The organism is Pelatocladus sp. (genome assembly GCF_059505505.1).
In genome coordinates this window covers 1-25,590 of sequence record NZ_JCACKS010000225.1, presented here as the reverse complement: position 1 = coordinate 25,590, position 25,590 = coordinate 1, and the positions used below count along the sequence as shown (strand labels likewise).

Annotated in this window: 23 protein-coding genes and 1 pseudogene; 15 read left to right on the top strand and 9 right to left on the bottom strand. The window is 40.1% G+C overall.

Annotation, left to right across the window (positions count from 1 at the left end; translation table 11 throughout):
* Nucleotides 1-181 precede the first annotated feature (181 nt).
* Complete coding sequence (locus tag AC5JMK_RS21190; protein WP_495910965.1) at nucleotides 182-382, top strand: hypothetical protein; 201 nt, start codon at nucleotides 182-184, stop codon at nucleotides 380-382.
* Nucleotides 383-830: 448 nt separating this feature from the next.
* On the opposite strand, the gene AC5JMK_RS21185 is transcribed toward AC5JMK_RS21190, so the two are convergent.
* Nucleotides 831-1,730, bottom strand: coding sequence for an alpha/beta fold hydrolase (locus AC5JMK_RS21185; RefSeq protein WP_495910964.1), 900 nt, complete (start codon nucleotides 1,728-1,730; stop codon nucleotides 831-833).
* Nucleotides 1,731-2,123: 393 nt separating this feature from the next.
* Nucleotides 2,124-2,387, bottom strand: coding sequence for a toll/interleukin-1 receptor domain-containing protein (locus tag AC5JMK_RS21180; RefSeq protein ID WP_096672975.1), 264 nt, complete (start codon nucleotides 2,385-2,387; stop codon nucleotides 2,124-2,126).
* Between the two features lie 84 nt (nucleotides 2,388-2,471).
* On the opposite strand from AC5JMK_RS21180, the gene AC5JMK_RS21175 reads away from it, so the two are divergent.
* The 5 genes from AC5JMK_RS21175 to hpsJ-A all read left to right on the top strand — a co-directional run bounded on the left by AC5JMK_RS21175 (nucleotide 2,472) and on the right by hpsJ-A (nucleotide 7,086).
* Entirely contained in the window at nucleotides 2,472-3,389 is a 918-nt protein-coding gene (locus tag AC5JMK_RS21175) for a histone deacetylase family protein (RefSeq protein ID WP_096672977.1), read from the top strand.
* Between the two features lie 325 nt (nucleotides 3,390-3,714).
* Complete coding sequence (locus AC5JMK_RS21170) at nucleotides 3,715-4,440, top strand: PEP-CTERM sorting domain-containing protein (RefSeq protein ID WP_096672979.1); 726 nt, start codon at nucleotides 3,715-3,717, stop codon at nucleotides 4,438-4,440.
* Nucleotides 4,441-4,815: 375 nt separating this feature from the next.
* Nucleotides 4,816-5,676, top strand: a complete 861-nt coding sequence (crtA, locus tag AC5JMK_RS21165; RefSeq protein WP_495910963.1) for a cyanoexosortase A — start codon at nucleotides 4,816-4,818, stop codon at nucleotides 5,674-5,676.
* Nucleotides 5,677-5,683: 7 nt separating this feature from the next.
* Nucleotides 5,684-6,340: a cyanoexosortase A system-associated protein gene (locus tag AC5JMK_RS21160; protein WP_495910962.1), complete on the top strand. Its 657-nt coding sequence runs from the start codon at nucleotides 5,684-5,686 to the stop codon at nucleotides 6,338-6,340.
* 44 nt (nucleotides 6,341-6,384) lie between these two features.
* Nucleotides 6,385-7,086: an HpsJ-like protein, cyanoexosortase A-associated gene (hpsJ-A, locus tag AC5JMK_RS21155; protein ID WP_495910961.1), complete on the top strand. Its 702-nt coding sequence runs from the start codon at nucleotides 6,385-6,387 to the stop codon at nucleotides 7,084-7,086.
* A gap of 93 nt (nucleotides 7,087-7,179) precedes the next feature.
* On the opposite strand, the gene rpe is transcribed toward hpsJ-A, so the two are convergent.
* On the bottom strand, nucleotides 7,180-7,887 hold the full coding sequence (gene rpe, locus AC5JMK_RS21150) for a ribulose-phosphate 3-epimerase (protein ID WP_096672987.1): 708 nt from the start codon (nucleotides 7,885-7,887) through the stop codon (nucleotides 7,180-7,182).
* A 159-nt stretch (nucleotides 7,888-8,046) separates the two neighbouring features.
* Here rpe and AC5JMK_RS21145 point away from each other — a divergent pair, with 159 nt between their 5' ends.
* Nucleotides 8,047-9,636, top strand: coding sequence for a S8 family serine peptidase (locus AC5JMK_RS21145; protein ID WP_096672989.1), 1,590 nt, complete (start codon nucleotides 8,047-8,049; stop codon nucleotides 9,634-9,636).
* Nucleotides 9,637-9,766: 130 nt separating this feature from the next.
* Nucleotides 9,767-11,086, top strand: a complete 1,320-nt coding sequence (locus AC5JMK_RS21140; protein ID WP_096672990.1) for a serpin family protein — start codon at nucleotides 9,767-9,769, stop codon at nucleotides 11,084-11,086.
* Between the two features lie 45 nt (nucleotides 11,087-11,131).
* On the opposite strand, the gene AC5JMK_RS21135 is transcribed toward AC5JMK_RS21140, so the two are convergent.
* Nucleotides 11,132-12,343 (bottom strand): AI-2E family transporter, encoded by a 1,212-nt coding sequence (locus tag AC5JMK_RS21135; protein WP_096672992.1) that lies wholly within the window; start codon nucleotides 12,341-12,343, stop codon nucleotides 11,132-11,134.
* A 612-nt stretch (nucleotides 12,344-12,955) separates the two neighbouring features.
* On the opposite strand from AC5JMK_RS21135, the gene AC5JMK_RS21130 reads away from it, so the two are divergent.
* Nucleotides 12,956-14,371: an LCP family protein gene (locus tag AC5JMK_RS21130; protein ID WP_096672994.1), complete on the top strand. Its 1,416-nt coding sequence runs from the start codon at nucleotides 12,956-12,958 to the stop codon at nucleotides 14,369-14,371.
* 88 nt (nucleotides 14,372-14,459) lie between these two features.
* On the opposite strand, the gene AC5JMK_RS21125 is transcribed toward AC5JMK_RS21130, so the two are convergent.
* The gene (locus AC5JMK_RS21125) at nucleotides 14,460-15,380 is read right to left on the bottom strand and encodes an alpha/beta fold hydrolase (RefSeq protein WP_096672996.1); all 921 of its coding nucleotides are present in this window, start codon (nucleotides 15,378-15,380) and stop codon (nucleotides 14,460-14,462) included.
* 249 nt (nucleotides 15,381-15,629) lie between these two features.
* On the opposite strand from AC5JMK_RS21125, the pseudogene AC5JMK_RS21120 reads away from it, so the two are divergent.
* The 4 genes and pseudogenes from AC5JMK_RS21120 to AC5JMK_RS21105 form a co-directional block, all read left to right on the top strand.
* Nucleotides 15,630-15,731 (top strand): annotated as a pseudogene (locus AC5JMK_RS21120) (thioredoxin family protein); the annotation flags it as partial.
* 172 nt (nucleotides 15,732-15,903) lie between these two features.
* Complete coding sequence (gene pyrH / locus AC5JMK_RS21115; protein ID WP_096672998.1) at nucleotides 15,904-16,632, top strand: UMP kinase; 729 nt, start codon at nucleotides 15,904-15,906, stop codon at nucleotides 16,630-16,632.
* Entirely contained in the window at nucleotides 16,619-17,167 is a 549-nt protein-coding gene (frr, locus tag AC5JMK_RS21110) for a ribosome recycling factor (RefSeq protein ID WP_096673000.1), read from the top strand. Before pyrH ends, frr begins: the two co-directional genes overlap by 14 nt.
* A gap of 607 nt (nucleotides 17,168-17,774) precedes the next feature.
* Nucleotides 17,775-18,893 carry a geranylgeranyl reductase family protein gene (locus AC5JMK_RS21105; protein ID WP_096673002.1) on the top strand — a complete coding sequence of 373 codons (1,119 nt, stop codon included), beginning with the start codon at nucleotides 17,775-17,777 and terminating at the stop codon, nucleotides 18,891-18,893.
* Nucleotides 18,894-19,183: 290 nt separating this feature from the next.
* Here AC5JMK_RS21105 and AC5JMK_RS21100 read toward each other — a convergent pair whose 3' ends face one another.
* Nucleotides 19,184-20,314 carry an aldo/keto reductase gene (locus AC5JMK_RS21100; protein ID WP_096673004.1) on the bottom strand — a complete coding sequence of 377 codons (1,131 nt, stop codon included), beginning with the start codon at nucleotides 20,312-20,314 and terminating at the stop codon, nucleotides 19,184-19,186.
* 85 nt (nucleotides 20,315-20,399) lie between these two features.
* Nucleotides 20,400-20,897 carry a bifunctional nuclease family protein gene (locus AC5JMK_RS21095; RefSeq protein ID WP_096673006.1) on the bottom strand — a complete coding sequence of 166 codons (498 nt, stop codon included), beginning with the start codon at nucleotides 20,895-20,897 and terminating at the stop codon, nucleotides 20,400-20,402.
* Nucleotides 20,898-21,235: 338 nt separating this feature from the next.
* Between AC5JMK_RS21095 and AC5JMK_RS21090 the strand changes: the two genes are divergently transcribed.
* Entirely contained in the window at nucleotides 21,236-21,895 is a 660-nt protein-coding gene (locus AC5JMK_RS21090) for a riboflavin synthase (protein WP_096673008.1), read from the top strand.
* A gap of 142 nt (nucleotides 21,896-22,037) precedes the next feature.
* Here AC5JMK_RS21090 and AC5JMK_RS21085 read toward each other — a convergent pair whose 3' ends face one another.
* The gene (locus tag AC5JMK_RS21085) at nucleotides 22,038-23,609 is read right to left on the bottom strand and encodes a peptidoglycan DD-metalloendopeptidase family protein (RefSeq protein ID WP_495910960.1); all 1,572 of its coding nucleotides are present in this window, start codon (nucleotides 23,607-23,609) and stop codon (nucleotides 22,038-22,040) included.
* 136 nt (nucleotides 23,610-23,745) lie between these two features.
* Nucleotides 23,746-24,561, bottom strand: coding sequence for a biotin--[acetyl-CoA-carboxylase] ligase (locus AC5JMK_RS21080; RefSeq protein ID WP_495910975.1), 816 nt, complete (start codon nucleotides 24,559-24,561; stop codon nucleotides 23,746-23,748).
* A gap of 76 nt (nucleotides 24,562-24,637) precedes the next feature.
* On the opposite strand from AC5JMK_RS21080, the gene pgeF reads away from it, so the two are divergent.
* Nucleotides 24,638-25,441: a peptidoglycan editing factor PgeF gene (pgeF, locus tag AC5JMK_RS21075; protein ID WP_096673012.1), complete on the top strand. Its 804-nt coding sequence runs from the start codon at nucleotides 24,638-24,640 to the stop codon at nucleotides 25,439-25,441.
* The last annotated feature ends 149 nt before the right edge of the window (nucleotides 25,442-25,590 follow it).

Here is a 25,590-nt window from a genome sequence, read left to right as displayed (position 1 = left end):
CAGTAGCAGTATTGCACTTGCATTTGCTATTAGTATTATATTTTTCCATTACTTTATATTATCGTTATTATCTTAAAATTTTAATAGTTTATGATTGCATGAAAGTGGTATATCAATTTTAAAAAATCTGACTTTATATAATGATTAGATGAGGATTTTATTTTATTTGGAGAAATAAGCTATGCGAGAAACAAAACCAAAAAAACATCTTCAACCCACACAAGATTTTACCCATGAATCGAAACTTTTTGAAGACTTAACAGATGGAGAGATAGAGAAAGTATGTGGTGGTGCTACTAAATTAGATTTTGAAGATTTTAAAGTTGATTTCAAATTTGCCAAGGTTGAATTTACGGCAGAATTTCTAACTTTTAAAATCTAAGAGAATCACTGAGTATATACAATAATTATGCTTAAATATTTTAAATATTTAAGCATACAAAATATTTACTTTTTCCTTGATTTATCATCAAAGAAGTTCGAGAAATATTAATCAGATTCAACTTGCCCTTAGAGCATGTTTGAAAAGTCATGATTGATGTATCAAATATTTTTTACCCCACCCTAACCCTCCCCTTTACAAGGGGAGGGAACTGGATTTCTCTCCTTTATAAGGGGAGTAATAATGTAATTAAAATTACAGCCAATCACTTTTCAAACAACTTCTTAGAGCATGTTTGAAAAGTATTGGGCGAATATAATTCGCTACTACACAAGCGCGACGTGTAGCGGCTTCCTGATAAGGAAGTCCACCAACATTTTAATTTAGGGCTAGGTGTAAGATATAATTTCAACCCACTTCAAGTGGGTTTTTGCTATTAGCCTCAAATTTATTTGATGGCGCAGTTTAACCACTCGACAATCTGTGAATTCACCACATCCGGTACTTCATCATGGGGACAATGTCCAGCACCAGGAATGGGGACGATTTTGATATTTTTACCATTCTCCCGCGCTTGATCATAAATTTTAGCACCAGTGATCGGTGTCCAAGGATCGTCAGCACCCCAAATTACCAGCAGAGGATGTTGGACTTTCGGTAATAGTTCTTCAGTTCTGGGACCGGGAGGCGCGGTAAGAATAGATGCAAAAACTTTTTGCGCTCCTGGATCACAAGATGGTGTATAAAGCATATCTACCAATTCATCCGTGACAGCTTGGCGATCGCGATAAACTTGGTAGAGAGTACGGCGAATTTGATGTTTTTGCCGAATGCGGTTAAATACGAATGTCCCTGTAATCGGATGACCAACTAGTTTATTAAAAGCAGACATCACAACTCGTAATGGTGGGTTCAATTCGTGGGGACGATGACTCAAACCCCCCGCAGAGTTAATCAACACACCACCCGCAACAATTTCTGGATGTTCGGCTAATACCATCAAGCTTAAAAGTGCGCCGATAGAGTTACCAATAAATACGGCTGGTTCGTTAATATGGGTTTTCCAAAAATCTTTAAGTAGTTCCACCCAAACTTCTACTGTATAATCAATGGCTGCTTTATCAGAACCACCAAATCCCAATAAATCAAGAGCAAATACTTGATAGCCAGCATCGGCTAAAGCGGGGATATTTTTTCGCCAATGTCCAATACAAGCACCAAAACCGTGAACCAAAACCAATGGTTTACCCGTTCCCACGACGGTGTATTGAATTTTGTAGTCTTGCCAAGTCCAAAAGTGTTTTTCAAAGATGGCCGTTATCGGTAGCTGCTGGGTATTTACAGTCATTATTAAGATGAGTAAAGCTTTTCTTTATATCATAATTTGTTCTGAGTATTTAGGCTGATGCAAAGTTCGTAGTCAGGACTTTAGTTCTCTTTCCTCTCTAGTTTGAGGATTGAAGGCGCTTACTACAAAATCCGCATACTTTGTGTGGTGAAGCACTAAGTTGCGATCGCCTTTAGCAAATATTTTTTTGGATGATTTTGTATGATTATTCTAGTATTGTAGTGTTTTTTATTTATTTCAATGACATTTCCGCGATCAATAGAGGAGGACAGTATTTCTTAATACATTCACTTCTTGATTTAACATTTTTCCCCCCTTGTAAATCCAGATTTGGTTTTTCTATCTTTTGGACTCATGGTTTACTCCTAAACTTCATGTTAAAGAGTTTAATTTTTAATATTCTCTGGCAGCAAGCCCATCTAATTCTCGCTGTGTCCATTTTTTTCTGAAGAAATTAGGACTTAATACAACAATTCCATACTTTGATTGTGAAAGACCTTGATCTATTGAACGACGTAAACTGTCTCCCAGCTTTAAAGTCAACTCATCATACCAAACACGATAGTCTTTTTGTCTTAACCTACTAGCAAGTTCTCTAACAAAAATATCTTTATCTTCACTTGCATGACTGACAAACACATCATATAAATTACTCATCAAAACTCCTGATTGATTTGAATTTATAGTAATTAATAAACACTTTAATACATACTGAACTATAGAAATAGCTAATAGCTAAAAATGGACTTACCGTTGGTTTATCACTCAGATTACGTTGCGCCATTACCTGAAGGACATCGTTTTCCTATGCCTAAATTTCAGCAACTCTATGAACTGTTGCTGGCTGATGGTGTGGCGTATCCTTCCCAATTTTATATCCCCGAACGTTCTCAACAGGAATTAATAGAATTAGTCCACACGCCAGAATACGTTCAAGCTTATTGTGAAGGAACCCTCGACTCAAAAGCCCAACGGCGGATTGGATTACCTTGGAGTTCGGCTTTAGTCAATCGTACCTGTGTGGCGGTAGGTGGTACGATCATGACTGCCAAGTTAGCACTGAATCACGGTTTAGCTTGCAATACTGCTGGCGGTACTCATCATGCTTTTCCTAATTATGGTTCTGGTTTTTGCATTTTCAATGATTTAGCGATCGCCCCTCGTGTCTTGCAAAAACTAGGACTAGTCCAAAAAATTCTAATTGTAGATTTGGATGTGCATCAAGGAGATGGAACAGCATTTGTTTTCCAAAATGATGACAGTGTTTTTACCTTTTCCATGCATTGCGAAGTCAATTTTCCTGGTACTAAACAAAAAAGTGATTTGGATGTTCCGCTTTCTATTGGAATGGAAGATGATGAATATCTACAAACTTTAGCAGCATTTTTACCAGATTTGTTGTCTCAAGTCAAGCCAGATTTGGTTTTCTATGATGCAGGTGTAGATCCTCATGTGGGCGATCGCTTGGGAAAATTAGCTCTGACTGACACTGGTATTTATCGTCGGGAAATGCAAGTTTTAAGTACTTGTATTGCTGCTGGGTATCCTGTCGCTTGCGTCATTGGCGGTGGTTACGCCGATGATCTCAAATCTCTCGTCTATCGTCATTCCCTTGTGCATCGCGCTGCAAGTGAAGTCTATCAACATTTTCATCTGTAACTTTATGAAAATTTTATCTAGCCATCTAACTAGGTTATTTCTCACAAGCCCTATCAGAGGGTGCTTCCAATCAAAAAACCTCTTTTTTGTAAGTATAAACTTTTCATGAAATTAAATAAGGAGCCTTTATTTATACTATAGAATTAGTATCGCTTATTACTAAGACCTAGTAAATCTAAATTACGATTTAATCCTTCTGTCTACGTCGCGACAGGGTAACAAACCTCTGTCGCTGTAATTTTTAAATTGCGACAGTCGGAAAGCAAACAATCTCACTCCAGGGAAATCTACCATCGATTTTGATCATGTTGTAGGAGTGAGTTGAATGACAGGGTTTCAATTCGCAAAAAGCCGAGGTAAGCTTGATTATGCCACAATATCAAGCAAATCTCAGGTAAGAAAGAAGTTGCGGAAAACTGCAACCATAGCTACATTTGTTGCTATTGTGGTCGGGGTAATTCAGACAAAACAGGTTCAGGCTGTCACTGTTACCTTTGACGATCTATCTGGATCTCAAAACACAATTGATAATGGCTATGCAGGATTGAATTGGGAAAACTTTTATCATCTTGATACAACTTCTTTTGTTCCTTCAGGTTATGTAAATGGAACGGTATCACCAAAAAACGTAGCCTACAATGGCTTTGGTGAACCTGCTGTAATCAGTACGGTTGATAATATTTTCGATTTTAATAGTACATATTTAACATCAGCTTGGAATGATGATTTAACTGTGCTAGTAGAAGGTTACACGGGAGGAATATCCGGGGATAAGAAATATTCACAGACAGTAGTTGTGAATACAAAAACTCCTACACTATTTACATTTGATTTCTTGGGAATTGATTCTTTAAAGTTTACATCTTCTGGAGGTAATAACGCTGGCTATAACGGAAGTGGCACGCATTTTGCGATAGATAACTTTACTTTCAACAAAAAAACTAAAGCTGTTCCCGAACCTCTAACTATTTTTGGTTCAGTAACAGCAAGTAGTATTGGCTTGGCTTTATATCGAAAGCAGAAGCAACAACAAAAAGATGTAAATAAATAAGGAAATTTTCAAACTTGTAAGAGGATGTTTTAAAAGTCCTTTTGTCGGTAGTAAAACGTTTGTGTTCCCCCTAAATCCCCCTTTTTAAGGGAGACTTGGATTCTATTTCCTGCTTTTTAAGGGAGGTTAGGGGGGATAAATAAGTGCCTAAAGTCACAGCCAATCACTTTTCAAACAACCTCTAATACTGATATTTGACTTTTGAACAAAATTCAAGTTACTGGCTCACAAACCAAGTCCGCTTTTGCGAACTTATTGTAACCTACGTAAGCAGGTGCAAGTTTTGTGTAGCCGCGAATTATATTCGCCAAGTCTTTTTCAAAAATTGGGATGTTCCCTGAAAAATTCATAGAAAAGCTGCCACTAAATTAGACAATGAAAACTAGTAAACTGGCTAAAGTCATACGACTTGATCATCCTCAGTTCTGGCTCTTAATCATAGGTTCAGGCTTAATAGTGATTCACCTAACGCTAAGTTGGAGAGCAGAAAATCCCAACCTTTGCAGTACTAGTTTTTTGTTTTGGGCAGCTGTATCTTTTTTTATCTGGGAAAAACGAGATAATTTAAGTTTAGAAAGTGGAATTTTACCCAGTTTTTTGGGTTTCTCACTCATCTGGATAGCACTGTTCAAGAGTGCATCTATGACTAGCTTAGGAGGTTTTTTGTATGCCTTACCCTTTATTTTTGGCTTAGGACTTGGTTTAATAGCTTCTGGCTTTCAAGGACTAAAGCAATATACGGGTGAGTTAATAACATTATTTTTTATCAATGTACCTAAGTTATTACCAAAATGGGGGATCTATAAGCTTACACTGCTAACTGCCAAGTTATCAGCTTTTATACTTTGGTATACAGGCTTTGAAGTTATTCTTTCTGGAGTGAATGTTTATCTACCAAATGGCAGTATAGAAGTGCTTAGTGGATGCTCTGGTATAGAATTAATTTCTCAAATGCTCGGTTTAGCAATACTTTTTATGTTAATGTTTCCTCAAACTTGGCAGCAGAAAATACTCGTGCCACTTGTAGCTGCTACGGTAGGATTTATTGTTAATTCTGGACGAGTTGCACTTATGGCCATCATCGTAGCAAAAGATAATATGGATGCTTTTGATTACTGGCATAGTGGCAATGGTTCTCTTTTATTTTCAATAATTTCTGTACTCCTTTTCGGTTTATTCTGTTGGTTTTTAATAGGACGAACTGAATCTGGGAATAAAAATTCTCGGTTGTCATAATAAAAATATGATTACTTGGAAAAAAATCCGTATTTCATTGTTAATTATAGGCTGTAGCAACGTCTTGTTGGTATTGGGGCAAGTTCTTATTCTGCCAATCCAGTCTAAAAATCCTGCTAATTTTTTTGTGTTTTCAGAATCCCCACCTTTACCTCACTGGCAACTCAAATCTACCAAAAGTTTAACTTATGATCTACAAGATGATTCTGAATTGTTATCCCAAAAAAATTATCAATATATACGTAAAGAATTGCCTTTATATATCGAAATGCGTTACGTAAAAATAGGAGATGTTAATCAACTAATTAGAAAATATACTAAAATTTCTGCGTCTGCGGTTGTACGTCAAAAAGAAGATATAGGTTATTACGGTTTAGGAGTTGAACAACAAAAAGCCTACCTCAGTGCTTGTATTAATATGTATGGTCATAGCACTTTTACTAATACACAATTTAACCAAAATCAGCAGCGAAGAGATCAACCTTGGCAACGTTTATTACCCTGGTTACTAAGTCGAGAACAATTAAGAAAAGACAAGCGCTGTCTTTGGACGCATATGTCAATTCCATTAAAAAATTCTTCCCCAGAAGTTGCTTATCAAGTCCTAGAAAATGCGTGGTTTTCCTGGTACAAATATTGGCATTCTCGTTTGCATAAACCTTAAAGCTTTGTTTATACAATTTTCATTGTAATACTTTGTAAGGAATTATGACTAAATCGAAAACTGAAAAAATTACTTCTCCTCAGTTTGTCTTAACCCAGGAAAGTTCGCTCACTATTCTGCGATCGCTTGGCTACGGCTTGTTAATATTATCTTTGTTTGATTGGGTAGCAATGTTTGTTCCATCAAACTTTTTTAACCCTGCTTGGGAATTCCAAACTATAGGAGCAATAGTTGAACGTGTACCTGTACCTTTAATTGGTTTAGCACTAGTATTTTATGGGGAATTGCATTCGCGCAACAGATGGGAATTTCCTATTTTAAAGTTATTATCAGGGCTAACTTTATTATTGGCAGCGTTATTTTTACTCATGATACCTTTGGGAGTTTCTAATACCATCCGCTTGAATAAAGAAAATGTCGCACAAATCAATAATATCTCAACACAACAAATTTCTCGTGCTGAACAATTACACCAGAAACTCAGCGAAGCAACTCCTGAACAATTGGATAATCTTTTAAAAAGCCGAGGTGGTTCTCTATATGGGAAAAAACCAGAAGAAGTAAAGAATGAACTTTTGTCTCAAGTTTCTAAAGCAAAAGCACAAATCAAAGATCAAGCAGAAACTACCCAGTCTTTGCGAGGTCTAAACTTAATTAAGACTTCCACAAAATGGATTCTTGGCGCTTTAGTTTCTGCGTTTCTGTTCTTTAGTTTGTGGAAAGGAACAGATTGGGCTAGATTTTAAATACATAAAAAAGGCGATCGCTATTCAATCGCCCTTTTTTTTTATTAGTTCATAGTTAGCACTTTGATGCTTCAATAAGTGCCTAGCTTAAGCTTATACTTGTGCTAGTTCTGGTGTGGGACGCTTGCTATTACGAACAGCTGCGATCGCCTCGCCATAGTCCTTAGCATTAAACACAGCTGAACCAGCGACAATTGCATTAGCTCCAGCTTCCAAAACTTGCCAAGTATTATTTGCTTTTAGTCCACCATCTACTTCAATCCAAGGATCAAGACCACGTTCCTCACACATTTGACGCAGCTTACGGATCTTGGGAACAACTCCTGGAATAAAACTTTGACCACCAAAACCAGGGTTGACACTCATAATCAACACTAAATCGCAAACTTCCAGCACATACTCAATCAAATCTAAAGGTGTAGATGGGTTGAGTACAACACCAGCTTGCTTGCCAAATTCTTTAATTTGGCACAAAGTACGATGTAAGTGTGGCGATGCATTGTGTTCACAATGTACAGAGATAATATCTGCACCTGCTTTGGCAAAATCTGCAACATATTTTTCTGGTTCCACAATCATTAAGTGGACATCCAGTGGTTTTTTCGTAACCGGACGAATCGCCTCCACTACCAGAGGACCTATCGTAATATTAGGTACAAAGCGACCATCCATTACATCAACATGAATCCAATCTGCTCCCGCCTCATCCACGGCGCGTACTTCCTCTCCCAGACGACTAAAATCGGCTGATAGGATAGATGGAGCAATTACAATCGGCTTGTTAGATAGCGTTTTGGTCATGACTAGTGGATATTTAAGCGTCCTTATTCTGTAATTATTGTAACAAAACTTGAGCAAATGCTCATAAGTTTTGTATGAGCTTTTTTAGGGAGAAGGGAAGGGGACAAGGGGGACAACAATGACCAATGACCAATGACCAATGACAAATGACAAATAACTATGGTAAAAAAAATTAGCTGGATCGTTTGGGGATTAAGTGCTTCTTGTTTGAGTCTGCCAGTATTAGCTTTGGAAATTTCCATGAGCGCTAACGGTATTGACGTTCTGAAGTTACATAAAGCCCCGTATAATCTCACAGGTCGCAAGATTGCCATTGGTCAAGTGGAAATTGGGCGTCCTGGTAAGTTTGGTGTAGACAAAGCAGTTTCTAAAAATCGCTCTGTCAATATAACAGGTGTGTTTTTACGCAATAATCCCGCTAAGTCAAATACTGGTGTTGACCCTCACGCCTACAATGTTGCTGGTGTCATGGTTAGTACAGATAAAGGCTTCCCAGGAGTAGCCCCAGGGGCGCGGCTATATTCGTCTGCTGTAGGTTCCACAAAAATGGGACAGCCAGAAGAATGTTTATCTGCACAGCACGTAGCACTGCAAAATGGTGGCGACGTTCGTGTCATCAACTTTAGCTTTGGCGAACCTCTAAACCGTGATCCGCGACCGGAGGCTGTTTTGGATGGTAACGCCTTACTAACCCAATGTATTGATTGGTCTACTCGCGCTCACAATGTTTTATATGTGATTGCTGGCAACCAAGGTAAAGGCGGAATTCCTATCCCTACCGATAATTTTAATGGAGTAAATGTGGCTTTTTCCTCTCGTCGGGGAGGAATTTTTAATAAAGTAGACGTTTCCAATTTGGTGGCGACAACTGAAGCGATGACCCTCCGTTTATCTGGCAAGGAAATTAATCTTGGTTCCCGTGGCACAATTGGTATAGTGGCTCCTGGTAGTAATATTCCCTTGCTTAATCCTGATGGCAAAATTAATAAAGTCACAGGGACAAGTTTTGCAGCACCACATGTGACAGCTACAGTTGCTCTATTGCAAGAGTTTGGTGACAAACAATTACGAACAAAACAACCAAATTGGAGTACTGCTTCTCGCCAAAATGAAGTTATGAAAGCTGTTTTATTAAATTCTGCTGACAAAATTCAAGATGCTGGCGATGGCTTGCGGCTAGGAATGACCAGAACACTCATCAATAAACAAAATCAAGACTGGCTGACTTCTGATGCTTATAAAAATCCCAAAGTTCCTCTGAATAATCAGATGGGGGCTGGTCATTTAAATGCTTTTCGTGCTTACCAGCAATTTAGTGGAGGTCAATGGAAACCATCACAATCTGTACCTGCCATTGGTTGGAATTATGATACTGTCAATGCTGGTTCATCAGTGGAATATGTTTTCGACAGACCGTTACAGCAGAAAAGTTTTGTGGCTATCACCTTAGCTTGGGACAGGCTAGTAGAACTGAACGATAAAAATAAGAATAATCAATTTGATGCAGGGGAAAATTTTCGCGATCGCGGTTTAAATAATCTTGATATCTATCTAGTCAAAGCTGATGCGACACAAAATAGAGACACAGAGACTGTTTGCGCCTCTACTAGTGATGTCGATAGCGTAGAACATATTTTTTGTCCTGTCCCCACCACCGATAAATATAAAATTCGCGTCCAGTTTCGCAACCAAGCAAACGAAGCCACTCAGCCATACGCTTTGGCTTGGTGGACTGTACCGAAAAAATAGGGATCGGGGATTCTCCAGAGGAGAATCCCCAATTCCTAACAAAATTGTTGCCAAAACTGTAACCACCAAATAGCTGTGTTCCTTGAAGTGTCATAGTCAATAGATAGACTCTGCCTTTTGGTGTGGTAAAATGAAGCAGAAATTTGGTAATGCTTGGGAAAGTTTTCTACAAAGACGTTACGCTGTTCGTTTGGGAAGACGCTACGCTTTGGCAGCAGCTAGTGTAGTTTTGATGGGTGTGATTGGATGTACTCAAGTTAATAGTAATACAAAAGTTTTTGCACAATCTGGTGTACCTCGCTCAGAATCTCCTCTTCCTCAAAAGTCTGTCTTGCCTGATACTAAATTCATTAATGCCAATACGAAATTTGGCTTCAAACTTTTTGAAGAAGTTCTCGAACAAGAGAATAATAAAAATGTGTTTATTTCACCTGCCAGTATCGCGATCGCTTTAGATATTACCTACAATGGTGCTAGTGGCAGTACTCAGCAAATAATGGCAAAAGCACTGGAATTGCAAGGATTAAGTATCCAGGAAATTAATTCTTCTAACACAGCATTAAAACAGCTTTTAGAGAATCCAGATCCACAAATTCAATTAAGTATTGCTAACTCGCTTTGGGCAAATCAAGAAGTTAGCTTTAAACCTGATTTTCTGAAAACAATTCAAAATTCTTATCAAGCAAAAGTCACAAATTTAAACTTTCAAGATTCAGGCTCAATTGGTACTATTAATAATTGGGTGAAGGAAAGTACTCGTGGCAAAATTGACAAAATTGTTGAAAACATCAAACCAGATCAAGTATTGTTTATTATTAATGCCATTTATTTCAAAGGCAGATGGACAAACGAATTTGACAAGCAACAAACTACCCAACAACCTTTTTTTCTGACATCTGATAATCCGAAACAACATCCGATGATGTCACAAAAAGGTAGATATAAATACTATGAAAACGAGCAATTTCAAGCAGTGAGTTTACCTTATGGGAAAGATGGTAAAATCAGCTTTTATGTTTTCCTCCCAAAACAGAATTTTGGTCTGAAATCTTTTTATCAAAATCTTAATACTGAGAATTGGAAAAAATGGATGTCTCAGTTTAGCCAGCAAGAAGGTTTGATTCGCTTACCCCGCTTCAAGATAGATTATGAGGTAAGGCTTAATGATGCTTTGCAAGCATTAGGTATGGGTGAGGCTTTCAGCAACAAAGCCGATTTTTCTCAAATGGGGGAAAACTTTGCAATTAGCGAAGTTAAGCATAAAACTTTTGTGGAAGTAAATGAAGAAGGAACAGAAGCTGCTGCAACTACTTCTGTGGGTATAGTTCAAACATCTTTGCCTGTTAATGAACCATTCCAAATGATTGTTGATCGTCCGTTTTTCTGTGCGATGCGTGACAACCAAACTGGAAGCATTCTGTTTATGGGTTCAATCTTAGATCCTAGTTAAAAGTCTATCAGTAATAACCATCGACAAATGACAAATGACAAATAACTAAGCAGTCGGAGGAGAAGTTTCGGGTGTCACAGGTGTACCTACCTCTACTGATCGCACATTTGTGGTTTCATTTATTTGTTTACGACAAGATTCTTCCCCCTGTTCAGGACTGTTACTAGTGACATCTCCCGTTTCGCTGTGATTCGTAGACGTAACATCAGGGCGCAGCGCGCTTAAAGCTGTTTTAATAACAACGGCAGTGGGTACTGCTAAAATAACACCCAAAAGACCACCGATTCTTGCCCCTGTTAAGACCGAAATTAACGCCCAAACTGGATTTAAACCAGTGAAGCTACCTAAAATTCTCGGCCCAATCAAGTTTTCAAGAATTTGCTGAACAATTACTGCTGCAATTAAAACTCTTGCACCTACCCAAACGTCTTGTAATGCTACTAATAGAGTAGTTAAGGCAATACCTACAGACCCACCATAAGGAACAAGAGCCATAATGCCAATACTCAAGCCAAATAGCAATCCAAATGGTACTTTCAGCCATAAAAAGGTTGGAATTAAGGCAGATGCCATACAGGTAGATAAAATGAGCTGAGTGATAAAGAAATTTTGAAAACTGAGGCGTACAGTTTGAGAAAAAGCCTCACGAAATTTGCTTGGTAGCCAACTAACTAGACTTTGCCAGAGTTCATCCCCATGCTGCAACAGGTAAAAAGTCAAAACCATTGTTAGTAGAAAGTCCAGTAGACTCGTGAAGGTGACTACCGCCAGATTCAGAACTTGTCCTGCGATCGCCTGCAATTGTCCCTTAACCCGATCATTGATTTGCACTAACAAAGCATCAAGATTAATGGGTATGCCCATACTTTCAGCTTTTTCATTCAAAATCATTAATTGGGAGCGTCCAGAGTCAATTAACTCCGGTAAACGTGCTACCAATTGCTGGGCTTGGGTCAGAGCTAGTGGGACTAGAGTAACACCTAATGCTAGTAAAATTGACAAAGCCAGTAAAAATACTAAAATAGCTACTTGCTCTCGCCTAGCACCATGACGTTCCATCCAGCTTACAGGATAATTAAGCAGAAACGCTAGTACGGAGGCTGCCACTAAAATGACAATCAGCGAGTGAAAATAATGAAAAATGACTGAAAGGGCCCAGCCATTCAACACTAAAAGCGGAGCAAATAAGGCGATCGCACCTAATCGTGCTAATGGTGTGAGTGTTTGCCACCAGTTTAAGAGCTTGCGTGTCTGCATCTGCCGATTGCCGGATAACACAAATATAATCCCTATCTAAAGCTTATTATCTCTAACTACATCAATATCATTCATCCCTCTAATTTAGGATTGCACTCAACCAAATGAATAATTTTGAACCAAGATCCGGAGATAGGGGAATGTGGGGACAAGGGAGACAATTTCTCTGTTGTCACTCTCCGCGTCTTTTAACCTCAGCGTCGTCCCATTAGTCAGGGGAGATATAAAACACTTTTGGTAAAAATAGAGTAAAGGGTTGTTTTCATTGATAACTGATAACAAACGCGTAGACGCTCGTAAGAGCGGCTTCTCGTAAGAGTATAATCGCGTCTTTAAATATTTGTGGTTGTTTTTGTTTTCTAAAAATTTACAGATTTTTCTCCAGTTACCTAGTCAAATGATGCCTAATATTGCCATACTTCATAAAGAAAACATCTAAAGCGTTTTCTTTATGAACGAAAAAATTAAGAAGAATAAAGTTAGAAGTGTTACAGAAGACACTTAATCCACTAATTTCCCACTAATAATTAAGAGTTAGGTATTATAGTTTGATTCGCCTGTTTTCCAAAAGTGGATTCACCAAGTATTATTCAATAAAGTGTGAGGAAGTCTGTGACCATTCAAAGAGGTTCGGCGTCAAAAAACCATTCTAAGTCCCGCTCCAAATCTAGTGGTAGAAAAAAGGTCAATCGTTCCAAATCTGGACGTTGGCTGTGGTTTTTGCTGGGTATGGGCGGTATCGCGATAGTGTCAGCCACAGCAGGAGCATTACTGTCCTTAAACACTACACCTCTGATGCAAGCCAATCTGAGTGCAGATGAGGCAGCAGTTTTTGATGGCGATCGCATTTCTGGAGGGGGACTGCGATTTTCAGAACTAACTCGCCCCGTCAATATCCTAGTCATGGGGATGAGTGTACTACCACCAGATGTCCAAAATGCGCCAGAAGAAACCAAAACTTTGGGATATCTACCCCAGATTAATTCCTTTGATGGTCTTTCTGATGTCATGCTCTTGATCAGATTTGATCCAGAAACTAAAAAATTAGTCATGCTTTCCATTCCCAGAGATACCCGTGTGGAAATTGAAGGACATGGAAGGAAAAAAATTAATTCGGCTAATGTTCAGGGTGGGCCTGCTTTAACTGCCAAAACCGTTAGTAACCTCTTGGATGGAGTCGGAATTGATCGCTACATTCGTATCAACATTTTGGGCGTTGCCAAGCTAATCGATGCTTTAGGAGGGGTAAACATTGACGTTCCTAGAGACATGAAATATCAAGATGATTCGCAGCATCTTTATATCAATCTCAAAAAAGGAAAACAGCATCTCAATGGCGACCAAACACTACAATTATTACGTTTTCGCCATGATGAAAACGGCGATATTGGTCGGATTCAACGACAACAGAAGGTGATCCGAGCATTGATTGATCAAACCCTCAACCCCACAACACTGACAAAATTACCCAACATTCTCAACGTAGTTAAAGAGCATATTGATACTAACTTGACCGTTGAAGAATTAGCAGCATTGGTTGGTTATGGAGTTAGAACAAATCGCTCTAATGTTTTGCAGTTGATGCTGCCCGGTCGATTTAGCGAAAATGGAGAGTATGACGCTAGCTATTGGATACCAGATAGCGATCGCATTGCGACCACGATGGCACAGTATTTTGATATACAATCGTCTGAACAACAGCAAGCAGTAGATCCAACATATCTACGAGTAGCAATTCAAGATAGTACTGGCAGCGATGACACCAATCTTCGACCACTAATTAGAAGCCTGCAAAAAGCTGGTTATAGCAATGTCTACATAGCCAAAAACTCTGGTGAACCCTTAGAAGTTACTCACATCGTTGCTCAACAAGGAGATGGCAACAGCGCCGAATCAATTCGTAACACTTTAGGATTTGGAGAAGTACGAGTGGAAAGTACGGGTAATCTCTCTTCTGATATCAGTATTCAAGTGGGTAAAGATTGGTTACAGCAACAAAGCTTATTTGAGCGACCAATCTCATATTAATTAATAAGGCAGAAATCAGAAGGCTGGAGGAAGTAGGAAGAACAAGCATTTTTATTTTAGTTAAAAACTAAATTTCTCCGCTGATCCATTACTCATTTTCCGAAGTCTGAATTCTTGTTCTTTCCCATATCCAGTCCTGCAAAATCGGATTGACTACCTCCGGAGCTTCATCTTGGGGACAATGTCCTACGCCTTCTAAAGGTATAAACTTTTGCACTTGTGGAAAGTTGGCTAACTCTCTACCTAACTCAATTGGTTCCCAACGATCAGCTGTTCCCCATAAAATAATTGCTGGACAAAGCAATTGAGGTAAAAGATCTTCTGGTAAGGGGCCTTGAGAATAAGAAGTAAAAGCAAGAAACACTGCTGCTGCACCTGGATCACTAGCAGGAGAGGTGAGAATATCTACAAGCTCTTCTGTCACCATTGCAGAATTAGCATAAGCTTGTAGTAGAACTTTACGTACAGTTTTGGGTTTGGCAATTTGATCGAAAAAAAATTCACCAATTGGTTTAAAAGATAATACACGTTGTAGAAGCGGCGCTCCTACACGACGCGACCAAGGTAAACTTTGGCGTTTGCGATCATGTAACAGCCGCAAAGAACAGTTTAATAATGCTACTCCTAGAGCAATTTCAGGGTTACTTACAGCTGTTTGCATGGCTACAATACAACCAATCGAGTTCCCAACTAAAAAAGCAGGCTCTGTTACCACTTCACGGCAAAAATCAGCTATTTGTTGTCCCCAAGTTTCAAATGTATAACTGATACTTTTACCCGGTTCAGGTTTTGCTGAAGCACCAAAGCCGATCAGATCAATTGCATAAACGCGACAATTTTGCGCCAGTACTGGCATGTTTTTCCGCCAATGCCACCATGAAGCTCCAAAGCCATGCACGAAGATCACGGCTGGGCCAGTACTTCCTTGAGATTGATAGCAAATAGAAAAGCCTTGCCAAATCCAGGTTTTTGTTGGAGTAAATGCGATCGCAGAAGTGGAGGAAGCCATGGGTATTTAATAAAATTAAAATGAAAATTTGGAAAAACGCAGATATATTTATACTAACTATTTCTATTTTTATAAAACTTTATATATTCTTACCTAGACAATTTTATGCTGCTGCTTTCAATCTGATACTTGGGTTTTGGAAATTCAGTAGTTTCACAATTTACGACAGCAAAACTGGTTTATAAAATAGTCAAAACATAAAACATTTCCTTTAAAGGTGTGTTCATTAGTTCCTGCAAGTGAGCAAATATGAATCAAGTAGAAACAAATAATACTCCTGTAGGAATTTACGCACCAGATTTTGAACTGCCAGGAATTGACGAGCAAGTACATCACCTAAGTCGTTATTTAATTGAGACTTCCCAGCCCTAGAAGGGCTGGAATTTTTGCTTCAAAGGGATTCCAATGAATTTACCCCTTGCTCTTGCATATTGATGATTGTCAAGTACTGGAGACAGATAGTCACACTACTGTTATCTTTAATTGGAGGTAATTAGCATATTTTTTGATAAAGCGTAACTTCATGGGAACAAATTACCGACGGGTTTTACTTAAACTAAGCGGTGAAGCCTTAATGGGCAACATGGGCTATGGAATTGACCCAGAAGTGGTCAAAGAAATCGCCCAAGAAGTAGCAGAGGTAGTAGCCACTGGTGTTCAAATCGCCATCGTCGTTGGCGGGGGTAATATATTTCGTGGTGTCAAAGCGGCATCGGCAGGGATGGACAGGGCAACAGCTGACTACATTGGTATGATTGCCACGGTAATGAATGCCATGACGCTGCAAGACTCACTGGAACGAATAGGGGTACAGACGCGGGTACAAACCGCGATCGCCATGCAAGAATTAGCTGAACCATATATCCGTCGTCGTGCCATCCGTCACCTAGAAAAAGGGCGGGTGGTTATTTTTGGCGCAGGTTCTGGTAATCCCTTTTTCACAACCGATACCACTGCTGCTTTAAGAGCCGCAGAAATTGAAGCCGAAGTTATTTTTAAAGCTACTAAGGTGGATGGAGTCTACGACGCCGACCCACATATCTACCCTGATGCCAAACGTTACAATAGTCTTACATATGGACACGTTTTGGCAAAAGATTTGCGGGTAATGGACAGTACCGCGATAGCCTTATGTAAAGAAAATAATATCCCAATTCTTGTTTTTGACTTGGGCGTACGGGGTAATATCCATCGCGCAGTCATGGGAGAATCTATCGGCACCCTTGTGGGAGGTACTTGTGAAATTAGCTGAAGCTGAAAGTACGATGCAAAAAACCGTTGAAGCAACTCAACGAGCTTTTAATACAATTCGCACTGGTCGCGCCAATGCCAGCTTGTTAGACAAAGTGACAGTGGACTATTATGGTGCATCTACACCTCTGAAATCACTGGCTAACATCAGCACACCAGATGCTACAACGATTCTGATTCAGCCTTATGATCGCAGTTCTTTAAACTTGATCGAAAAGGCTATTTCTATGTCAGATGTGGGTTTAACCCCCAGTAACGACGGTTCTGTCATTCGACTTAATATTCCCCCACTGACAAGCGATCGCCGTAAAGAATTAGTAAAAATTGCTGCCAAGTATGCTGAAGAAGGTCGTGTTGGCATTCGTAACATCCGCCGCGATGCCCTAGATACTATTCGCAAAATGGAAAAAAACTCTGAGGTATCCGAAGACGAAGCACGTGATCAACAAGACAAATTACAAAAACTGACGGACAAATACACTGCCAGAATCAATGAACTATTGGCAGAAAAAGAAAAAGACATCACTACCGTCTAATCAAAGTACTAGGTAAAAGGTAAAAATTGGGACAGTAGTTTTTTACTTTTACCTTTTACCTTACTTACATCAAAGGCAAATCCTTGCATCACATGAGTGGTTTAATATATTGAGAACATATTGTCTTTGAACAAGAAATTTTACTAAAACTTTATATTTTATCTAAAATAATTGGCAAAAAATTTGTAAACAGTGAAACTAATAAATTGTAATTTGTAAAGGAAAGCTGATTTAAAGTTTGGCTCATTGTAGCTTGTACCAAGCTGTTATTTTTAAATTATCGAAATATTCTTAATCCAAGAAAACTTATAAATGTAATCAAAATGCACGTATAAATTGCCAGAAAATATCCATGATTCTGTAAAAAATCAAGATCAAATTCAAGTTTTGAAAAGAATTCAAATAACAAAAAGATTGACTTTGCAAACCGAATATTTACTGATGAGTATTGCTAAGGCAAAATAAATTTTTGCACACAAACAAAGCCTAAAAAAACTGTGAAATTTTGCACATAAACCTAAAATTCGGTTAAATTTTGGTAACACTGTCTAACATAGAGTCTAAAACTCAAAAATCAACTAATTCAAAAGCAAAAATTTAGAACGTTATGTACGACTGCATCATTGTCGGTGCCGGCCCAGCCGGTGGAACAGCAGGGTATCATCTAGCCAAGCAAGGGCGCTCCGTGTTAATCATGGAAAAAGCATCTTTACCAAGATATAAACCTTGTGGTGGTGGCGTATCACCTGCGATCGCTGAGTGGTTTGACTTTGACTTTAGTCCAGCAATTTCCATCAAAGCAGACACCATCCGATGTACTTGGAAAACAGGCGACCCAGTAGAAGCGAAACTAGAAACTCCTGAACCAGTGTGGATGGTACGGCGTGATGTTTTCGACCACTTCCTAGTGCAGCAAGCACAAAAACAAGGGGCAGAACTCAAAGACAACACAGAAGTCACTGGTATTGAGTTTAAAAGTGACCATTGGCAAGTGAATACAGCTAATAGTTCGATAATGGGTAGATATTTAATTGCTGCTGACGGTGCCAAAGGATCGATGGCGAAATGGCTAGGTTTCAAAGAACGTAAACGCCGCCTCGCAGCAGCCTTAGAAGCAGAAGCACTAGCCAAAGTCGAAAACGGTAATATTGCCCATTTTGAATTTGGTCTGGTAAAAAATGGCTATCTCTGGAATTTCCCCAAAGCAGATGGTTACTCTGTTGGTGTTGGTACGTTTATCGGTGGTGAACCGCAGGACTTTAAGAAAATTTTGGACGAGTATGGCAACTCCTTTGGTTTGGATATAAAAACCTGCCAGCAATATGGTCATGCTATTTGCCTGTGGAATGGTGAACAAAAACTGCATACTGAAAATGCAATTTTGGCAGGGGAAGCAGCTTGTGTGGTTGATCCTTTTACTGCCGAAGGTATTCGGCCCTCAATATTTAGTGGTTTAAAAGCATCAGAGGCGATCGACAAAGCCCTCTCTGGTGACATCAATGCCTTGGAAAAATACTCAGATATCATTAATGCTGAATGGGGTAGTGATATGGCTTGGGCGCAAAAATTAGCTGGGCTATTTTATCGTTTTCCTGGTGTCGGCTACAAAGTAGGTGTCAAGCGTCCTTCTGCACCTCAAATCATGGGTAAAATCCTGTGTGGAGAACTGCGCTACAAAGATGTGGCAGGTCGTGCGATCAAACGCTTAACTCCATTTGGTGGTTAGTCAATATAGCAGTTCTCGGTTGTGTCCAATACGTACCCCACCCCTTAATCCCCTAAGCGCTTGCGCAAGCGGGGAGGTTTTGCATCAGCAAAGCCGGGTGGGGTTCCGACTGTATTGCAATCGAGTCAGTAGTCAATATAGCGCTTCTCGGTTGTGTCCAATACGCTGCGCCCAGACGTTACTCTACATTGTTCATGGCGGTGTATTTGATTCAAATGAGAACCGCTATAGTTATTAGTCATTTGTTATTAAATGACAATAACTATTGACTACTGACTACTGACCATTGATTATTCCCACAATCGTCTGCCACTTTTTCCTTGTAACCTTTGATGAGTATCCTTCAGTAAGGCAGGGATATCTAAGTTTTGCGGACATTTTGGCAAGCAGTCACCGCAGTCTGTACAGCGATTTGCTTTCATTCCACCGAACCAGTGACCAGCGTTTTCAAACATTCCATAACGATACTGTCCATAATCTGTCATGTTATAGGCTACTGCCAAATTTCGTAGCCGCAGTACTTCTGGAATGTTGATATTTTCTGGACAGGGTAAGCATTCATAACACTGACTGCATAAATCAGTACCCAAAGCCAGATTTTGATGATTTTCTAAACGTTCAAAAACTGTAATTTCCTCATCAGTTAATTGCCCATCCTGGTCAGCAACTTCTAATGGTTGAGTTAATTCTTCAGGATTTGCTGGTCCGACACTCAAGCTAGTAATGCGGGGGTCACTCAGTAGAAATCGATAGTTTAACTCTAGAGGCGAGAAAGGATGACACAAGTCAACTAAAGTAGGGGGTGGAGTGTAAAGACGTCCACCCTTATCCGCAGGGGAAATGATAAATATGCCCATGTCTTTAGCTGCTGCTAGTTGAATGACTGGGGTATGACGCTGAAAAAAATAGTAGTAATGCAGATTGACAAATTCAAAAAAATCTGTATTTATCGCTGCCAGAATTACATCTAAGGAACCGTGGGTAGAAAAGCCAACGTGTCGAACACGACCATCAGCAACGGCTTCTTGTACAGCCTGCATACAGCCACCCTTGGTTTTGACCCAATCAAGATGTTCCCAAGTGTTTAAACCGTGAATCCCCAGGCAATCTACATATTCTAGATGCAATCTTTCTAGAGATTCATTGATGTACCGACGCATAGTATCTGCATCTACCGTGGGAGGGATTTTAGTTGTGATATGAACCTGCGAACGAGTTATTGGCAACCCCAAGGCGATCGCCTTACCAAGATACTCCTCACTTTTGCCGTAACCTCTAGCAGTTTCTATATGATTAATTCCCAGCGCTATAGCTGTTTGAATTGTTTGCCATACATTGTCTGGTGAAGCTAAATAGCGCATTGTTCCCAAGGAAAACACCGAAAGGCGTAGTCCGGTTTTTCCAAAGCGTCGGTATCGCATCTTCAATTAGTCCTTTGTCATTTGTTCTTTGCCATTTGTCTTTTACTAATAACCAATGACTAATGACTAATGACCAATGACTTTTTTAGGATTCATCATAGCCAAAACGCTTAATCAGATCTTCAGGACGGAGATTAGAGAGAAATTCGCGAAATGCCTCTTGTTCAGCTTCATCGGCATCGCGATCTACGGGTATAGATGCATCAGCTATTACTTCTTCCATGACCCAAATAGGCGCATTTGTACGGAGAGCAACAGCGATCGCATCGCTAGGACGTGCGTCAATTTCTTTTTTGACTTCGCCTTGTTTAATAATCAAAGCTGCATAAAATGTATCCTTTTGTAGGGAATGAATAATAACACGCTCTAGAGTCATATTCCACGTCTCCAGAATATTTACAATCAGGTCGTGGGTTAAGGGTCTAGGAGGCTTCTGATTCTCCAGTGCGCCCATGATTGCCCTAGCCTGTTCCTGACCGATATAGATAGGTAAAGCACGCCGATCTGTAGCATCTTTTAAAAGTACAATCGGGCTGCGGGTTATGGCATCTAATGCTATGCCAGCAACTTTCATTTCAATCATTCGCTGGACCTCTAGAATCCTTTGAGCGTTAGAGGAATCTGTAACAAATCATACTCTTGATTGGGCAAGATTGAGATTATCAAAAACATAAGTCTTGTTCTCTATAATTGCTTCTATTAAACTCCCAAATGGTTGTGAACACCAGAGTAAGTCAATTTAGTTTTTTTCCGCAATAATGTAATTATCTAAATATGCCTTATCTTTATTGTAAATGTATTGAAATGTTGATACAAATAATGGTTAAAAAGTATACTTTAAATTCTTGTATTTTTGTGAAATTACCAACTAAATTTTAGTTAAAATCTAGCATTAATTTGAGTTCTATAGAGAAAAGAGCCGTGTTTACAGGAATAATCCAGGCATTAGGAACCATAAGACCCTTAGAGGGTAATTATTGGCAAATTAGTTGTGTTAGACACCCATGTGAAGTCATCATGGGAGACTTAAGTTACGGTGACAGTGTAGCAGTAGATGGCATTTGCCTGACCGTGGAAGAAATATTAAAAGACGGGTTTATAGCCACAGCATCACCAGAAACCCTCCGCCGTACAACTTTAGGAAAAGAGCAAACAGAACCGAAATATGTAAATTTAGAAACCTCCTTACGAGTAGGTGGCAAAGTCGGAGGTCATTTTGTGATGGGACACGTGGATGGTATAGGTTGTATGGTTTCGGCACAGCAGACAGCAACTGCCTGGGAAATGACGTTTACCGCTCCTGATGCGATCGCCCATTATATTGTTCCCAAAGGCAGTATTACTGTGAATGGTATTAGCCTCACAGTAGCTGATTATAATCCAGAAATATCTCAGTTTACAGTTGCCGTAATTCCCTTAACTTACGTTGAAACAAACCTCAGTTACCTAGTTAACGGCAGTTGGGTCAATCTCGAAGGTGATATTCTCGGCAAATATGTAGAAAAATTCCTTAAATTTCCCACAAACACCACGCGCGAGGAAGTTACACCAGCATTTCTGGCTGAACATGGGTATTTGTGATTGGGGAATGGGGAACAGGGAAAGGGGATTGGGATGAAGATGCGGTAACGCGGAGAGTGGAGACGCGGAGAATTGATCAAAAATATTCGACCTGTCCCCGTGTCCTCCTTGTCTCCCTTGTCTCCCTTGTCCCCTAGTCCTGCTACTGACTAACCTGGGCTGTCTGTGTACTTTGCTCTAGTTGACCGAGTGCAGATTGTATTTGTCCTCTTGGATCGACAGCAACCCAGCCTTCGGGTGTTAGCTGGCGGACTTCAAAGTGCAGGTGAGGGCCTGTTGAGTTACCTGTACTTCCGACCAGACCAATCACGGTTCCTCGTTCTACCCGTTGACCAGGCTGAACAAGGATTTGGGACATGTGACCGTAGAGAGTTTGTAGGGCGTTGTTATGGTTGAGGATTACAGCTTGACCATAACCACCTACCCAGTCAGCAACTTCAACTTGACCAGAATATGCTGCTAAAATTGGTGTTCCGATCGCCGCGCCGATGTCCATACCAGAGTGGAAACGGCGATCGCCTGTAATTGGATGAACGCGCCAACCAAACAATGAGGTAATTGGCGAGGGAATTGAAAGTGGGTACATGAATCCTGTACCACTAATCGCTATTCTATTCCCATAAATGGCTCTGTAGGCGATTTGTGGTAGTGTTGTTGCCAAAGGAATGTCATAGGCTACCATACCCGGACGAGGCGCTAGATTATCGGCTGTCATCGGTGCTGTCAATTTACCCGCACTGGGCGCGATCGGCACTTCGCTAATTGTGGTTGTGGGGGTAAAATTGCTAGGACTAGGAATAAAACGGTTGGGATGATAATTACTCTTGCTAGAACCGAGATTAGCAACTTGGTTAGAACGCAAAGCAGTACTAGAAACGACCTTAGAAACAATAGTAGGCGGACGCCAACCATTATTGTTTGTATTCTTAGTAGCAAGCCGCTTTGTGATTGGAATGGCTGCTACTGAGACATTTTGGCTTTTTTTCAACCAATTGGGTGTTCCGGAATTAGCATTGGTTAGAGGCTGATTACTAGTACAGGTGTTGCTAGCAATTCCTTGCTTCAATACAGCTTGACAACCAGTGGTGCGCTCTGTAGCTATTACACTACTGGGAGCTTCATATTTAGCCGTGGGATTATAATCTGTGGGGTCAATATAAGCGTTGTTGTAGTCTTTGGGTTTTCCTGCTGTGGCTCCAGTAGCACTAGGAGAGTTCTTGACAGGTTGGGTAACTACAGGAAGTTTTTGTTGTGTAGAACGAGGCTGAGTTGGAGTGGTAAATTCTACTTGTGGTTTTTCTTGTGTGATGACAGGAGTAGTATTAGGCGTGGAAACTTTTACCCTTGGTGATGATTGAGAAGTTGTCACTGGGGGTTTAGATTTTCTGGCTCTGATGGTTGCTGGGGGTTGAGAAGCTTCTTCCTCCTGCCGCAGTCTTTTTCTGAGTCTACTCCGACGTTGAGAAAATTCTGGTTGGGAGTCAGTTTTTTCTGGAATTACTAAAGTTTGACTGCGCTCAACAGTATTTTTGTTAACAGTTGGAGAATTTTCTGTTGTGGGAACAATATTATCTATAGCGGATTCGGATTGGGCAAGCACCATGCCACTGCTTAGAAGGCTGAAGCTACTAAGCAAACAGATACTCTGTGCTGGCAGCGATCGCCGCCATAAGTGATCCAAACGTTTAGGAGCAGAGTTATTGCGCTGCGTCATTTGTTTTGGGATTGAGTGTAAGTACGTAGTTTGCCTAAACAAATTGTTTAACCAGTTATCAGTTATCAGTTATCAGTTAATCTAAACAAAATTATGGACTTACTTATCATTTTTTTACTTGATCACTGTTTACTGTTCACTGATTCGGTGATGTAGAATAGCCCAAACTGATTATACCGGGCTGGAGATAAATTTCTGGCTTTGTTGCTTGTGAAGATTCAAATGTATCTATTAGTACATGCAATTCTCCAGTAGGTATCACACCGACTATAGTGCCTGCAAGGTTGTTGACGTAAACGCGATCGCCTAAATTTGCAAGCAACTGTTGATAACGAGCCAATAATATATTTACTCCTTCTTGCAAAAGACTCTGTATACCGGATTCTATTCCTAGCAAGATTTTCGCTGCCAATACTTCTAAACAGGGAATTAATTTAGTTTTTTGTGCAGCTTGCCACATTTCTAAATTTATCCCAGTTTTCGGAACAGGGTTAGTCCAGTTAATACCAACCCCAATTACCGCTTGAGTAATTATGCCTTGATGGACTTTTGTTTCGGTCAAAATACCACCCAGTTTACGCCTATTGATCACTAAGTCATTTGGCCACTTAATCTCAACATTTACACCACTTTTTCGCAACTGATTAGCAATTCCCCAAGCGCTGGCAAAAGTTAGCTGGTAGCTGTGACTAGCTGCAATCTTAGGAGTAAGCAAAACTGAAAGATATAATCCTCCTGTAGGAGAAATCCAATTTCGCCCCCATTGTCCCCGTCCTGCGGTTTGCTGAGTTGCAATTACTACACAGCCATTTTTTGCTCCTTGCTCTAACAATTCCCACAGAGTTTTATTTGTTGAAGCCACAGAGTCAAGTATATGGAGTGAGAATGGTAAATAACTATACTGACGTTCACCTTTTAAGGCGGATTCCAACTGTTGCTGATCCAATCCCACAGAGTTTCCCCAAATTTGCTTGTTCAAGTTAGCATTAATTGGCTGATTTTTATTTTGTTTTTAGGCTTGGTTGAAGATGCACACTTGGCATTGGCAGACTTGGGAAGAGATGTCTTACCTAACTTGTAGTCTTCTCGAAGCTTGGCCACATGGCTTTTTTACCCAACATTTTTGGCCTCGTTCTCCAGAAGAATTAACGATGGTACTGCATCCAGATGCTTCAGGATATCGCTTAAAACAGGTGCATGGCAATACTGTTCTTACACCAGGAGAAATTGCTACTGAGTTACTCTCACCTGACGATGACGTAAATCAAAATCAAGAAGATAATTCTGTCCTTGCATCAGCAGATGGTTTAGTGAGCGAACAGCCACTACAAGCCCTTTGGGTAGCTTCTGCTGATTGTACACCCGTGCTGATTGCCGATGAAAAAACTTTTCAGGTGTCAGCAGTCCATGCTGGTTGGCGTGGTACAGCAGCGAAGATAGTACCGCAGGCTATTGCTCGTCTGCAAGCCCAAGGCAGCAAAATCCAAGATTTGCGAATTGCTATGGGACCAGCGATCGCTGGGGAAGTTTACCAAGTATCCACGCAAGTAGCAGCAGAAGTTGGGGCTAGTATTATACCACATGAAGACGAAAAAACAAAAATTCAAGCTTTACACAAACTGCCTAATCCGCCTTTATTGCCAGATTCTAACCCCGGTAAAGTCCGTTTAGATGTAAGACGAATAAATTTTTTACAGATGGAAAAACTAGGTATTAGTCCTGAACAGATCGCGATCGCTCCTTACTGTACTTACCAAACCCCAGAACATTTCTTTTCCTACCGTCGGGAAAAACAAAAAAAAGTCCAGTGGTCGGGGATTGTGAGTAGATAGTGGATCGAGGATTGGGGATTGGGGATTGGGGACAAGAGGAACAAGGGCAGGGTGGTTTCATACAAGCAGAGAAAAATTAAAATCTTCTTTTAAAGCAATACCTTCGCCAAATTTATGAACTGGTAGAACAAGGATCGGCAGGGTGGATG